This is a genomic window from Enterobacter sp. Li2LvB3 (assembly GCF_056156645.1).
The window spans coordinates 1-13,659 of the sequence record NZ_JBSICG010000031.1 but is presented as its reverse complement, the minus strand read 5'-3'; the positions used below and the strand labels follow the sequence as shown (position 1 = coordinate 13,659).

10 protein-coding genes and 2 pseudogenes are annotated in these 13,659 nt (G+C 47.0%); 6 read left to right on the top strand and 6 right to left on the bottom strand.

From position 1 onward, the window contains the following. Positions 1–11 precede the first annotated feature (11 nt). From ACS603_RS20755 to ACS603_RS20745, 3 genes are all read left to right on the top strand, one after another. Positions 12–404: an allophanate hydrolase-related protein gene (locus ACS603_RS20755; RefSeq protein ID WP_474944832.1), complete on the top strand. Its 393-nt coding sequence runs from the start codon at positions 12–14 to the stop codon at positions 402–404. A gap of 25 nt (positions 405–429) precedes the next feature. After that, positions 430–1,671, top strand: a complete 1,242-nt coding sequence (locus ACS603_RS20750; protein WP_474944831.1) for a cytosine permease — start codon at positions 430–432, stop codon at positions 1,669–1,671. 113 nt (positions 1,672–1,784) lie between these two features. Continuing rightward, complete coding sequence (locus ACS603_RS20745; protein ID WP_474944830.1) at positions 1,785–2,690, top strand: LysR substrate-binding domain-containing protein; 906 nt, start codon at positions 1,785–1,787, stop codon at positions 2,688–2,690. A gap of 109 nt (positions 2,691–2,799) precedes the next feature. On the opposite strand, the pseudogene ACS603_RS20740 reads toward ACS603_RS20745, so the two are convergent. Further along, positions 2,800–3,803, bottom strand: a pseudogene (locus ACS603_RS20740) (Tn3 family transposase); the annotation flags it as partial. A 74-nt stretch (positions 3,804–3,877) separates the two neighbouring features. Between ACS603_RS20740 and ACS603_RS20735 the strand changes: the two are divergent. After that, a pseudogene (locus ACS603_RS20735) lies at positions 3,878–4,717 on the top strand (IS5 family transposase); the annotation flags it as partial. Between the two features lie 551 nt (positions 4,718–5,268). Here the strand turns inward: ACS603_RS20735 and ACS603_RS20730 are convergent. Together ACS603_RS20730 and sopA are read right to left on the bottom strand one after the other, a co-directional pair. Further along, positions 5,269–6,249 (bottom strand): ParB/RepB/Spo0J family plasmid partition protein, encoded by a 981-nt coding sequence (locus ACS603_RS20730; RefSeq protein ID WP_474944829.1) that lies wholly within the window; start codon positions 6,247–6,249, stop codon positions 5,269–5,271. After that, positions 6,249–7,415, bottom strand: coding sequence for a plasmid-partitioning protein SopA (gene sopA / locus ACS603_RS20725; RefSeq protein ID WP_474944828.1), 1,167 nt, complete (start codon positions 7,413–7,415; stop codon positions 6,249–6,251). The genes ACS603_RS20730 and sopA overlap by 1 nt, the downstream gene beginning before the upstream one ends. Positions 7,416–8,172: 757 nt before the next feature. On the opposite strand from sopA, the gene ACS603_RS20720 reads away from it, so the two are divergent. Continuing rightward, positions 8,173–9,183 (top strand): RepB family plasmid replication initiator protein, encoded by a 1,011-nt coding sequence (locus tag ACS603_RS20720; RefSeq protein WP_474944827.1) that lies wholly within the window; start codon positions 8,173–8,175, stop codon positions 9,181–9,183. Positions 9,184–9,437: 254 nt separating this feature from the next. On the opposite strand, the gene ACS603_RS20715 is transcribed toward ACS603_RS20720, so the two are convergent. After that, entirely contained in the window at positions 9,438–10,178 is a 741-nt protein-coding gene (locus ACS603_RS20715) for a tyrosine-type recombinase/integrase (protein WP_474944826.1), read from the bottom strand. A gap of 863 nt (positions 10,179–11,041) precedes the next feature. Between ACS603_RS20715 and ACS603_RS20710 the strand changes: the two genes are divergently transcribed. Then, positions 11,042–11,728 carry a response regulator transcription factor gene (locus ACS603_RS20710; protein WP_474944825.1) on the top strand — a complete coding sequence of 229 codons (687 nt, stop codon included), beginning with the start codon at positions 11,042–11,044 and terminating at the stop codon, positions 11,726–11,728. 18 nt (positions 11,729–11,746) lie between these two features. Here the strand turns inward: ACS603_RS20710 and ACS603_RS20705 are convergent, their stop codons facing one another. Both ACS603_RS20705 and ACS603_RS20700 read right to left on the bottom strand, forming a co-directional pair. Beyond that, positions 11,747–12,271, bottom strand: a complete 525-nt coding sequence (locus tag ACS603_RS20705) for a hypothetical protein (protein WP_474944824.1) — start codon at positions 12,269–12,271, stop codon at positions 11,747–11,749. After that, entirely contained in the window at positions 12,272–13,033 is a 762-nt protein-coding gene (locus ACS603_RS20700; RefSeq protein ID WP_474944823.1) for a winged helix-turn-helix domain-containing protein, read from the bottom strand. Positions 13,034–13,659: the final 626 nt, after the last annotated feature.

Sequence of the window (13,659 nt, the reverse complement as noted above, 5' to 3'; positions counted from 1 at the left end):
GAGATAACACAATGAGCAAAACTACTTTACTCGCCGTCAACGGCACCCTGATGCGCGGTCTTGAGCTGAACCACAACATGCAAAACGCTGGCGGTGTGTTTGTTCGCGAAGCGACAACCGACGCCCACTACCGTTTGTGGACCATCAACGACAAACACCCGGGGATGATCCGCGTCACCAATGGTGGTACAGAAGTGTCTCTGGAGATTTGGGAACTGCCACTGGTCTCTCTGGCGGATCTGCTGGTCAGTGAACCTGCGGGCCTGAGTATCGGTAAATTGCGTTTGAGCGATGGCAGCGAAGTGCTGGGCGTGCTGGCTGAACCGTGGCTCGTTGAAGGGCAGAAAGAGATATCCGACATTGGCTGTTGGCGTCTCTACACTGGACATCTTTACATTGCCTGATCATTAGAACGTAAGGGAACTGACTATGCGTAAGACCTCCGGAAATATCAATACCGCCTCCGGGTTGCGTATTGCGATGATTTTACTAGGTATTGCTGTGACACCAGTGCTGCTATCTTCCTCAAGCCTCGGCAACCAACTTTCGTCTTCAACCCTGCTGACCGTGGTGCTTGCAGGTGGGCTGATCCTGACGCTGCTTGCCGCGATTACCATCAGCGTGGGCGAAAAAGCGCGCTTACCGACTTATGGCATTGTGAAATATGCTTTTGGTGAGAAAGGCGCAATTACTATCAATATTCTGATGGCAATCAGTCTGTTTGGCTGGATTGCGGTTACCGCCAATATGTTCGGCCATTCGGTTCACGATCTTCTGGCTGAGCACGGCATTGCCCTGCCGGTTCCACTGCTGGTGTCGATAGGTTGCATGATTTTTGTTGCCTCCACCGCGTTCGGTTTTGAGGTGCTGGGCAAAGTGGCGCAAGTTGCTGTACCTGTGATTGCTCTGGTTCTGTGCTACATCCTGTGGATTGTGACCCATACAGATACGCCGGTGGTGGCGCAGCAGCTGCCAGCCATGAATACCGGTGTAGCAATTTCAACTGTGGTCGGTACCATTATTGTGCTGGTAGCGACGCTGCCTGATTTCGGCAGCTTCGTGCATAACCGCAAGCATGCGCTGATCGCGTCAATCCTCACGTTTCTGGTGGCGTATCCACTGCTGTATTGGGTCGGTGCAACCCCTAGCGCGTTAAGCGGTAAAGGGTCGTTGCTGGCTGCGATGGCTGTATTTGGGGCAGTCCTGCCTGCGGCTCTGCTGCTGATTTTCGCCTGTATCACGGGGAATGCCGGGAACATGTTCCAGGGAACCCTGGTGGTTTCCACCCTGTTCAGCCGTTTTCCAAAGTGGCAGGTAACTCTGGTACTGGGCATTTTAGCCGCGGTTGTCGGTAGCCTCGACATCATGAACATCTTCATTCCGTTCCTACTGTTCCTCGGTATCGCCACGCCACCTGTTGCGGGCATTTATATTGCAGATTTTCTGCTCTATCGCCGTAACGGTTATCACGACACCGTGCTGCAACAAGAGCCTGCGGTGAAAGTGCTGACCTTTGTTGCCTGGGCTATTGCCAGTTTTGTCGGCTTTGCCACCGCCAATGGCATCTTTACTCTGACCACCATTCCGTCCGTCGATTCAATTCTGGTGGCCTGTATGGGGTATGCAATTCTGAGTCGTATTCATCAGCTACCGGTCACAGACAACATTTGATAAACGTGGAGTTACTGGTCACAGGCGAGTGGGCTATGACATGATAGTCATGCCCCCTCGCCTGTTTTTTGCCCCTCGTGACTCCAGGTGAACAACAACAACCGGAGCCGCTCATGTTTATTTCTGATGAAGTCCTGCGTATCGTTCATCTTGTCGCCAAATACCAGAGCATCACGACAGCTGCGGAACAGCTCAACAAAGTCCCCTCTGCCATTAGCTATACGATTAAAAAACTGGAAGAAAGCCTTGGTATTGCGCTGTTTATTCGTAAAGGACGAACGCTCGTCTTAACACCGAGCGGCGAATATTTCATTCAGCACAGCATTACAATTCTGCACGATCTTGATGTCCTCAAACGCAACACCACACTGATTGCCACAGGGGTCGAAAAAGAGCTAACAGTAGCGGTCAACAATATTATTCCAGGCCACGCCATCGTACAGTATATCGCCGAATTCGAACTCACCTTCCCCGGTACGCAATTGACGGTCAATACCGAGGTATATAACGGGTGCTGGGACGCGCTTTACAACAAACGCGCTGACTTAGTGGTTGGCGCGCCGCATGCCGTCCCATCGAGCGATGGCATCGTCAGCGAACCCGCTGGGCAGCTTGAGTGGGATTTTGTCGTTGGGCCGGCACACCCATTGGCAGCGCAGCTTCAACCTCTGGAAAACCGCCAGCTACGGCAGTACACCGCAGTGTGCATTCGCGATACCGCGATTCATTTCAATCCGCTACAAGCATGGTTACTTGAGGGGCAAAAAGCACTGTTTGTTCCCGATTTTGCGACCGCGATTGGCCTTATCGAACAAAACGCTGGCATTGGCTATGTGCCACATCATCTGGCCAAAACTAAGCTCAACAGCGGGCGACTAGTCAAAAAACCGATGCAGGAGCATAAGCATGCCACCCGCTTGTTTAACGCCACCCGCAGCGAAGGATTAGGTGAAGCCGCCCGTTGGAGTATGCAGTTCCTTCAGCAGCCAGCCATCAAAATGATGCTCAACGGCATTTAATTGAAAAACAAAAACGCCGCACGATCGCACGGCATAGCTTGATACCGTATCCAGCCGCAGCGGCTTCATGGCGGGCGGAAACCGTTAACAAAGCGGCAAAAGTCGGTTACGGTAGCTGCTCATAAAAACGCCTATTCTGCGCCTTCTGACGACTGACCACGGATTTATGCCAGGTCAGTTCCCACGTTTCTTTGTTGTATTCCAGATGTTTCAGATTCCCCCGCTTCAGCTCCCGGTTGAACACTTTCCACTGTCGGTGCAGCTCGAACTCCAGCGCCTTTAGCTGTGTTTTAATCGGCTTCTGCAGAAAGAGGATGTTCATTTCAGCCAGCACCGCTGGCCTGTACCTCTTCCGGGACCAGTTCATCAGAATGATGGCTGTGCCGGAGACTGTCGTTGAGGTGGAATTCCCCTGCCTGAAAACGCTTTCTTATCTGACGATAGAGCCAGAATTCATAGCGCCCGGAATTCAGGCCTGTGGGCTCACCGTCCTCACCGAACTCAAGCAGGTATGGGCACAGCCGCAAGGGTAATGTTTCCGGCGGGCATTCCGCCAGCGGCCGCTGTGAAAGCGTCTGTTTTTTTCTAAACGCCATTCTGAGACAGCTCAGCGCCTCCGCCCACGGGCTGTCCTTCCTGGACCACGCTGGTGAGGTCAAGTGACAGATATAATGGCCGCAGGTGACGCAGGATTCACATCGTCATACCGTCAACGGCCTGCCACTGCCGCGCCAGTTTGCTGATGGGTTTCACACTCATGCGTTGTGCGGCGGTTTTCAGAGTCTCCCGGGGCATGATTTTCCAGGCGCGACGGCGGACTTCGCCAAAGGTGGTGGGGTCCGGAACGCTGTCGTCAACATAAAGCGACAGCAGACGTCCGATTTTAGAGGTTTCTCGCCGGTGTTTTTCCTGCACGTCAGCCATAAGCTGTTTAGCCACGCTGCGGCTCTTATCCTCAAGCTGTCTCATATGGAAAAACATCGCATCCACCAGGTTGTCGCTGAACTGGCGATAGCGGAGCCAGACATAACACAGCAGATAAAGGTGGGTTTGCTCCTGCTTCAAATTGCGGAGATCGTAAACGGTGTAGACATTTGCCAGGCTGGCATAGTAGGGCTCCGTTTGGAAAAAGAGAAATATTGTACGTCAATACTAAATTTTGACCAAACTGATACAGTAAGTAATCATCCCAGGCGCTCTGGCCGGACGATGAGGCGATTCAGGCCGGGTATGAGTCAGCAACGCCTTCATCCCGCAGAAGATCCCGGCACTATTCTGACCCTGCCATCCCGGCCGTCCCCGTGATTAAACGTGTATTCCGGCTTACCCTGCGGGCCGCACAGGGCCTTACCGGCTCCATTTTTGCCCTGACGGACGTTACGCTGCGCAGCCCGGATCACACCCGCGTCAGCAAGCGGGCAAAGCCGGTTAATGTCAGTGTCAGGGCACCCGCCCGGGTGAAACCGCGCACCGGGTGACGGATTCCACCGGGCTGAAGGTCTCTGGTGAAGGCGAATGGAAAGTCAAAACACACGGCAAAGAGCGCCGCCGTATCGGGCTGCTGATGGCAAAACACATGAAATCATCTGCGCAGGCCTGTCGCCGGACAACGTAACGGACCCGGAAACCTTCCCGGGCCTTATCCGGCAGACTCACAGAAAAATCAGGGCAGCAGCGGCAGACGGAGCTTACGGCACCCGGCGGTGTCACGATGAACTGCGGCGAAAGAAAATCAGCGCCCTTATCCCGCCACGCAAAGGAGCAGGATACGGGTCAGGGGAGTCTGCAGACCGCAATCGTGCAGTGGCGGATCCGCGTGTGACCGGGCGTCATGCCCGGTGGAACGGACAACAGATGACAGTCTGCCGCCCGATAGCGGAAACGGCGATGTACAGGGTAAAACAGGTGTCCGGAGGTTCACTGACGCTGCGGGATTATGACGGGCAGGAAGCAGGGGCGTTGTCGATGGGCGGGCGCTGAACAGAATGACGACGGCAGGAATACCAGAAGGCGTGCGTGTCGCCTGAAAACACGACCCGCCACGGGGATCCGTGCCCGAAATCTGATTTATTCAACAACCCCCCCAGTCCCATCAAAGTTAGCTGGGATTTCAGTCGGAAGTACAGACACCGTAGTACTGAATACAGTTCTGCTACAGGTGGGACCATGGTCCCAGTCTCATTGAAGTACGGTCGGATTTGGGTCTGAAATACAGACGCCGTAGTGCTGAATACAGTTCTGCTACAGGTGGGACCATGGTCCCAGTCTCATTGAAGTACGGTCGGATTTGGGTCTGAAATACAGACGCCGTAGTGCTGAATACAGCTCTGCTACAGGTGGGACCATGGTCCCAGTCTCATTGAAGTACGGTGGGATTTGGGTCTGAAATACAGACGCCGTAGTGCTGAATGCAGCTCTGCGACCACGTGGGACCATGGTCCCAGATCGTTTTCAGCAGATTGTGTGCACTGGGACTGGGCGATGCTGTTCGGGACTAAAATCAGCCCCGGAACAGCAACATCTTCGGACAGGGATAGTAATCCAGAAGTTAAGAAAAGAGGGGGGATATCAATTCTTATTACAACGACTGATTTTGCTGTAATTCCCGAAGTATACCCTCGATTTTCTCTATGCACTCTGCCGGCAAACGCGTCTTATCAAGATTAAAAATAACCTTATCCCCTTTGTAGAGAACGGATGCTCCTGGTACAAACTGATGCCGCATACTGAGGTTAACTTTAGCACTGGAACTCTCTTTTAGTTTTCCAGTCAGTAACCCGATAACCTCATCGGCTTCAAAGATCACACCCGCTTTTTTCTGTTCATGAAGCTGATCAGTCAATTGCTGCAGCAACTCTTCTTTTCCGGTGAATGCCTTGTACAAAGCCTCACCGGCCCGCGCGGAAAGCTCACCTGGATGTATAAAGAGAGCAACGACGGGTTTCGGTAAGCGTGCAGTGTTTATGCAGCGTGTGATGATCTTGCGGGAAATATTTTCTGCATCTGAGAGAGCTGAAACATTTCCGCCAAACTCATTTTCCAGCCGGTATGCGTATCGTTTACCACGCTCATAAGCACTGGTAGGCCGATAGTCATTACCCAGGCGGGATAATGCCATCATCTGTTCATCATCGAGATCGCCGACCAGAATTCGGTAATCGGAAGAGGTCAGTATGGCTGCTTTGCGACGACGGCTTCCATCGGCGACCTCAATGACCCCCGATACACGACGTCCGAATGCAGGGGTTTGCTGACCACTCAGCAAGAAAGAGGGGATCAGATCATCAAGCGCGTCTTCTGTCAGCAACTCCTGGTCACGCTCATTGCCGGACCAGACCCGGGAAGCCGTTTCGGCAGCGTCACCCGGAATGGCTTCGAGGGTAAATTTCACTTCACGGCCACAGACCGGAAGTAAAATGGAATTTCCCCGCGCCATGGCGCCAACCCGTGCAATTAATGAATCGACCATCGGCGCTGCGGGAGCAACGGAAGCTGGCTGCTCGATTTCTGCAGGCGCGTTTTTCACTGAATGTTTTGGAATAACAGGTGCACGTTTCATTATCTGATCTCCCAGCGAGGTTTAATCAGGCGATCAAAAATTTCATTGCAGACCGGCTCCCAGATGGCAAGTGCATTTCGCCATGCACCTGTTGAGGAGCGCTGATCGATAGCCTGTTCGAAAACAGTTCTCATACGGATCTGGCCTTTACCGACCTCATCAGTCTCACGCACCACGTTTTTGAGAACCATACTTCCCCAGGCATCGCGGATCTGCTCTTCCATCCACGGTGACTGTGAACCGTTATTGTTGCTGTACTTGGTGAGCAAAATTCTGACATCAGGTTCAAATCCCTGCAGATCAACGTTTTTTAACAGATCGCGCAGCATGTCAAAAAACTGCAGGGCAGACGTGTAATCAAACAGTTCAGCTGGGGTCGGGACGATCAGGACATCAGCAGCACATACCACGTTAATGGTACCAATACCCAGGTTTGGCGCACTGTCGATAACAATGACATCATAATCATGAGCAACCGTTTCGATTGCAAGGCGGAGCATCATATGGGGTTCTGTTGGTAATTTTCCGTCGTCATAACGCCCCATAAGCTCAGTTTCAATACGATGCAGCGCCAGACAAGAAGGGATAATATCAAGTCCAGGCCAGCAGGTAGGTTTCACCGCATAGGCTGCATCATCACGCTCACCCAGATAAAAGGGCAGTAACGTGTCTTCAGCATGGATGTGCAAATCAGGAACCCATCCGTGATACATGGAAGCCGTGCCCTGTGGATCATTACCTTCGACAAGCAGAACGCGGAGTCCTTTTAATGCCAGGTCCTGAGCTAAATGGACTGATACAGAAGTTTTATAAACGCCACCTTTATGTGCAGCCACACCAATGACCGGGGGAACACTGTTATCTGGTCGACGCAGGCGTGTACCAAAAACATCGCGCATATGATTAATTTGTTCGATCGTGTAACCGACTCTCTGCTCAACCCGGCCACGCATTTCCATATCCGGGTGAGGGAGACGACCCGCTTTTTCGGCATCACGGATTGCCTGGGATGAGACGCCAATTAAATCAGCAGCTTCTCCAACCCGCCAGCGACGCGTAATTTTTCTTGCCTCAGGGCTGTCATCATTGAACTGAGCAACTGCAATAGCTTTCGTCATTTCATGACCAGCTGCTATGCACTGATCGAGCGTATTCATCAATCCCATTGTACATTCCTTGAACTTAACTTTGCATTGATATATTAAATCTTGATAAAACAGGCAAAGCAACACTAAATTTGCAAACCTGTCCTAAAAATGCAAAGTTGGTCAAAATGTGAGTCTGGTTAAACCTGAATGCATTTATCCAGACTGTACTGACATATCTCAGTTAATATCTGCCGCTCGCCGCAGTAAGGATGCGAACGTAGATCGCATCCGTCGAGGAAGCGGAATAGCTGCGTAATTATATGATCCACCTGACGCTCTTTAGCCGAAAAGGGTATGTGATGATGGATTTGAGCAATTAAAAATTGACTGTCGTATGCGGTATATTGACTGAGGTATGACTGACGTTATGAAATAAAAACGGTGACTGGTCGCTCTTTTCTGCATACCGCAGTCAATTTTATGGTGTGTCAGCAATGTTCTTTTGCTTCTTCAGCCAGTAAGGTAACTGGTCATGATATGGAATTTTTGCTGTGTGGTGTGCTTACAGATTTTTGCTCAGGTTATTCATAGGGTAGATCCAGTAGTTGATCCTTAAGGAGATCATAGTGAGATCAAAAAGAGATCCCCGGATCGTGCTGTGCCCCATTATCGCTGGCCTGAAGGTGGGGAGGTATTCACTGAGGTATGTCAGATATTGACTGTTGTGCGCAATCTCACATATTGCGGTATGCAATTGTATTAACTGGGGTATGTATTTCCGTTGACTGAGATATGCGTATATACTTGCTTTTGTGGATAACTGTTGGTGTTTAAAATGACTAAGGAAAATAGTGGGTTACCTCTAAATCTTGAAGAGGTGAACAAGACAACAGGCAAAGTTGTTAAGCTGGATGTCAACAGCACCAGTACCGTTCAGCCTGTAGCGCTCATGAGGCTTGGTCTCTTCGTTCCTACGTTAAAATCGACATCAAGGAGCAAGACTAACCGCAAAAACGTCACAGATGCGACTGAGGAGCTCGTACAGCTCTCTATTGCCAAAAGTGAAGGGTATACCGATGTCAGGATCACAGGATCACGTCTTGATATGGATACTGACTTCAAAGTCTGGCTCGGGATCATTCGCTCGATGTCTGAGTGTGGCGTGAAAAATGACACACTTGAGTTATCCTTTGTCGAATTCGTGAAGATGTGTGGTTTCGATTCCCGCCGCTCAAATAAGAAAATGCGCGACCGGATCAGCAATTCACTGTTTAAGCTGGCTTCAGTCACCCTCAAATTTCAGAGCGAAACGAAAGGGTGGACAACACACCTGGTACAGTCCGCCTATTACGACATAAACGAGGATATTGTTGAGATCAAGGCTGAGCCTAAACTCTTCGAGCTGTATCACATGGACAGGCGGGTTTTGCTTCGACTAAAAGCCATCGATGCCCTGCAGCGTAAGGAGTCTGCTCAGGCACTCTACACCTACATTGAAAGCCTCCCACAGAATCCTGCTCCCATTTCCATGAAACGCATGCGGGACAGACTGAATCTGACGTCAAACGTCTATACGCAGAATCACACGGTTCGCAAAGCCATGACACAGCTGAAGGATATCGGCTATCTGGATTACACCGAGTTCAAGCGTGGCCGCTCCACATACTTCAGTGTGCATTATCGCAACTCAAAACTTATCAGCAGTACGGTGAAAGTTCCGCGCAAGCCAGAAGAGGAAACGCCGGAACAGAATTACGATGAGGTGATTAACGCCCTGAAAGCCGCGGGGATTGATCCCCAGAAACTGGCAAAGGCTCTCGCCAGTGTCAAACCTGATAATGACTGAGGTATGCGGAATTACATATAATTGACTGTGGTATGCAGGCTGCATACCACAGTCAATTATCCTTCCCGCTAAGACCCTCCCGTTCATCCACAAAATTGACTGTCATATGCAGATTTGGTTTCAGGAATGCAAATATTGACTGCGGTATGTGATGTTATGGGATTCCTGTGGCTGACATTGACTGCGGTATGTTCCTGAGCGCACCACAGTCAATATCCTGTGCGGGTGATGAGTGCTTCTTTGTCCTGGCTGGTCTATTTGTCCGGGGGTAATGAACGCAGAATATCCGCGGCATCACGGCCATCTCCGGTAAACGGAACGGCAATTGTTGCGGCCAGCTCCAGCGCAAACACCCGGGTATACACTTCCATCGAACGCGGATCCTTGTGGCCAGCCAGCGCCTGAATCACTTTCTTCGGCTGGCGGTGATAGAGCATGTGCATAATGTAGCTGTGGCGGAAGGTGTGCGGTGTTACCGGAACCGAAAAATGCACTCCGTCCGCGGCAGCGCGGCTGATTGCCTGTCTGAGCCAGTTGCGCATCGTTTCATCAGTGACGTCCCACAGCGGCTCCCGGCGGCGGGGGCGGGTGGTGATCATCCAGCTCTGCATCTGGCGCACGTAATTCTCATCGGTGAGAGGCACCAGGCGCACTTCGTCTTTCGGCGGACGGCCCCGGCGGGCCCGCACTTTTTCTGACAGCACCTTTACGAACGGGCGCAGCCCGTCGAGATCAAAGGATTCCGGGGTCAGCGTCCGGGATTCCCCGATCCGCACGCCGGTGTTCCAGAAAGTCGAAAACAGCATGTAATGACGCAGGTCCTGCATATAGAAGAGGAGGGCGCTCACTTCCGGAGCCAGCAGATACGCCGGCGTCACCCCGTTCGCGGTGGCCAGACGACGCATGGCCAACGCAGTCGCAAAATCGACGCCAGGGGCAATGGGGAGAAGCGAAACGCGTTCTGGTGAATTCTGCAGGGGAATCATGGTGTTCATCAGTTATTTTTCACGTAGCGCACGACAATGTGGGATACAGCTATATTGCACCTGAACGGACGATCCAGCCATGATAATAAATCGCCGCACGTGGATCCTTTTGTTGTGATAAGTCACATTATTGTGGGTAAACCCAAATCTGTAAAGGATCCTTTTAAGACTATGATCAGCGTCAAAACCAGCAACAGCAGGCCCTCCCGGTTGTTTCGCGATGTTTGGGAGAATTGGGGTAATACCAGGACAAACATGCTCCTTTGAGCATGGTGTTGAGTTGTGCGCAAGCCAAAGCTGAACGGATTAACTGAACGCATTAACGGTCGTTTTTTGGATGAATGTCTGAGTGAGCTCAGGCCCGGCGATATTTTGCATGCCCGGTAAATCATTAACGACTGGCGGCAAGACGAAAACTAGCGCAGACTTCATTCATCTTATTACTGGATACCATCTGAATTTGCTGCAGATGGATAAAAGGAAAATTCACATGTACACAAGTAAATATTACTGACTGATATCTGTATCTAATATTTTTGGCATATTTTTCATGTTAAAATGGTAGTGGGTTTTAAATAGTTGAATTCATATATATTAACTTTTGATAAGAGAACTATACGGATGCATTGTCAGTAATTGTAATTAAAACCCCATGTTACGTTGTGGGTGAAATACCTTTATGCCAGCCAGGTAAGATATTCACCACTAAAAATTAAATCCTTAAAAAACAGATAGTTAAATATTTTTTATTATCGCATCATTAACATTAAGGCAAAAAATAATGACAAATATACTGTGTGGTTATATAAAAAAGGAAATTGAATCCACCTTGTCGGTTAAATTCAAATCAAGGTCTTTTTATATGGGTGTTTATGTATAATTCATCATTATTTAAATTGCAGGTTTGCAGTGGAGATCATTTTTTCTCATGTGGCCTGGAGCCTCTCCTGACTCAGGTTTCTATCTCAGCGATACGATGTCAAGGTAGTATAATAATCTATGATCTCGAATCTCCTGGACCAATTAAGGAAATAAAGGACTCTGTTTGCCATATAATTTTAATAGGTACTAGTGATTTGATTTTTAATTTCATTGCCAGACTTGATTTTAAGGCTGATATATATTTTATATGTAAAAATAGTGCGATTGATGTTTATTTCAAAAAAATCACTAGTATAATAACAGGAATTATGCAGAGGAAATGTTATTGGTCAGGCGTTAAATATTTTTTACCCTGTTCTAAGGTAAGGTTAACAAAAAGAGAAATTGAAGTTATACATGCTATTGGTAATTATCCAACTGACCATGGATTAGCAAGTCAGCTAAATATTAATGTTAAAACTGTATCTCATTTCAAAAGAAGTGCAATACAAAAGATGGGTATAACGAATAAGGTTGAATTTATTTCCCTGGAAAGGGAAGCTAAAAACATCCGTACTTTGTATGAATTTTTGAATAAAAAACTGGCTCTATCAAATTCAAGAGATGCAGACATTTGCAGGCTGATAAGTTGTTCAAATAGTTTGTTTTATGAGCAGGCTGATAATTCCGTTGGATGAACGCATGATTCTTAATAATCAATAATTTTGTGAACCATATTTACTGAAATTATATTTTTCACAATATAGATACGGTGAGTTTGTTTTTATAATCAACACTGCGTCCTTGTTTAAATAACCGATATCCACATCTGTAACAGAGGATTTTTTTAAGTAGAAGTCCGGTAGCAGATTTGATAGTATTTTTGCAGGTATGTTATCTGAATTGGAAATAATTATTTCGACTGTATTCCATATTGGACTTATACCATATTTTTCTATTGTAAAAAGAACCGTTCGCTGGATGGTAAATTCATTTCCTGAAGATGTTCGGGCCTTTCCTGTTATAGTTGCAATTCCTTTTTGTGAGCCTATTTTATAGTCCAGCACCCCATGAAATGAGGATTTTGAATTGTAAGTTTCAATGTTTCCACGACAGGTGATGTTAGATGGAACAAAAAATCCCATATAAATAGCAAATGTGGTTGATGCGATAAATAATATGCATGTTATTAACATGTAATGTTTTTTTGCAAAGCTGAGTGTGATATTGATGATTTTCACTTAAATTTCTCCTGGTCTCGAGAATATACTGCTACAAACACTGTTGTTATTTTCAATGCTCAGGTTACATGATACTACTGATAGAATATTTGAATTGTCATAAGCTGTTATATAAACATATTTATCCCCATTGCAGTTTTTTATATGCTCATTTATATAATTGTTATGAAGACTGTGACTGTTTGTATCACTATTTAAAAAATAATGACATTTGCCTTTTGCGTTGTTCACATGAATATAATCAGAGAAGTAGTTGTTAAAGTCAGAATTATAAACTGACGATATGGCATATATACTCACCGGAGCTATCAGGAAAGACAATAAAACAACTACTGTGAGCGTGATATTTTTCTTTTTCTTAAAAAAATATTTTTTACTTCCATTGCAATTATCACTCTTTTCTGTTTCTGAAAGCCTGGTTATCAGAATGTCAGGATCGATTGTTAGTCCTTTCCTTGGTATCGTTTTTATTACGGTTTCGTTGAAACCAATCTGTATAAATGATTTCCGTAGAGAAAGTATATGTTGATAGAAAACATTGAAACTAACTTCACGATGTCGTACTCCCCATGCGAACTCCATAAGTTCGGTTTGAGATACTACTGAGTCTTGTCTTTGTATTAATAATGTTAAACATTTTGACTCTGTATCTTTAATTTTTTTCTCTTCATTTGTATCCTTATTACAAATAATGAGACTGTCTGGATTGAATTCTATAACATTATTAATGAGATAACTCTCATTTGATTTTTCGTTGGACATTTTTGTGTTCTTCAGATTAATAACTAACTTGCGTGCATTATATTCAGGATTGGATAAAAAATAACCTCTTTATGGTAACCGTTTTTTTCAACAGAAAGTGTATTAAATTAAACAGTATTGCAATGCAATAGTAACATGGAAAAATCAATGATTTCAACTGGATAAAATTCATTTGTTATTTTTAAACCCCCGATCAACTAAATTAATCGCCATAAAAATAACATATTTTGTTTAAACAATGTGTTTTAAGGTGTGTATTTATGAAGGTGTGTGTATTTTATTTTCAAAAAAATACAATTATTGTGTTTAACCTAATAATATCACAAACAATTTTTAAATTAAAACTATTGTTTTTAACTGAATGCTCTGTGTTTTTTTCATTCTAGTGCTGAATAAAGCGCTGTTTATTATGTAATCAGTAGCTTATGGTGAATCGCCACGGGTTTAACAAACACTCAGGGTCATCTACAATGGTGTAAAACGAAGAGTCCATGCGCGGTACGTGTTCTCCCGGAAAGGGCGTTGTTGAATAAATCAGATTTCAGGCACGGATCCCCGTGGCGGGTCGTGTTTTCAGGCGACACGCACGCCTTCTGGTATTCCTGCCGTCGTCATTCTGTTCAGCG

Coding starts and splice junctions, on each gene's coding strand:
- ACS603_RS20755 (WP_474944832.1), top strand. CDS start 12: ATGAGCAAAACTACTTTACTCGCCGTCAACGGCACCCTGATGCGCGGT.
- ACS603_RS20750 (WP_474944831.1), top strand. CDS start 430: ATGCGTAAGACCTCCGGAAATATCAATACCGCCTCCGGGTTGCGTATT.
- ACS603_RS20745 (WP_474944830.1), top strand. CDS start 1,785: ATGTTTATTTCTGATGAAGTCCTGCGTATCGTTCATCTTGTCGCCAAA.
- ACS603_RS20730 (WP_474944829.1), bottom strand. CDS start 6,249: ATGAAACGTGCACCTGTTATTCCAAAACATTCAGTGAAAAACGCGCCT.
- sopA (WP_474944828.1), bottom strand. CDS start 7,415: ATGGGATTGATGAATACGCTCGATCAGTGCATAGCAGCTGGTCATGAA.
- ACS603_RS20720 (WP_474944827.1), top strand. CDS start 8,173: ATGACTAAGGAAAATAGTGGGTTACCTCTAAATCTTGAAGAGGTGAAC.
- ACS603_RS20715 (WP_474944826.1), bottom strand. CDS start 10,178: ATGAACACCATGATTCCCCTGCAGAATTCACCAGAACGCGTTTCGCTT.
- ACS603_RS20710 (WP_474944825.1), top strand. CDS start 11,042: ATGTATAATTCATCATTATTTAAATTGCAGGTTTGCAGTGGAGATCAT.
- ACS603_RS20700 (WP_474944823.1), bottom strand. CDS start 13,033: ATGTCCAACGAAAAATCAAATGAGAGTTATCTCATTAATAATGTTATA.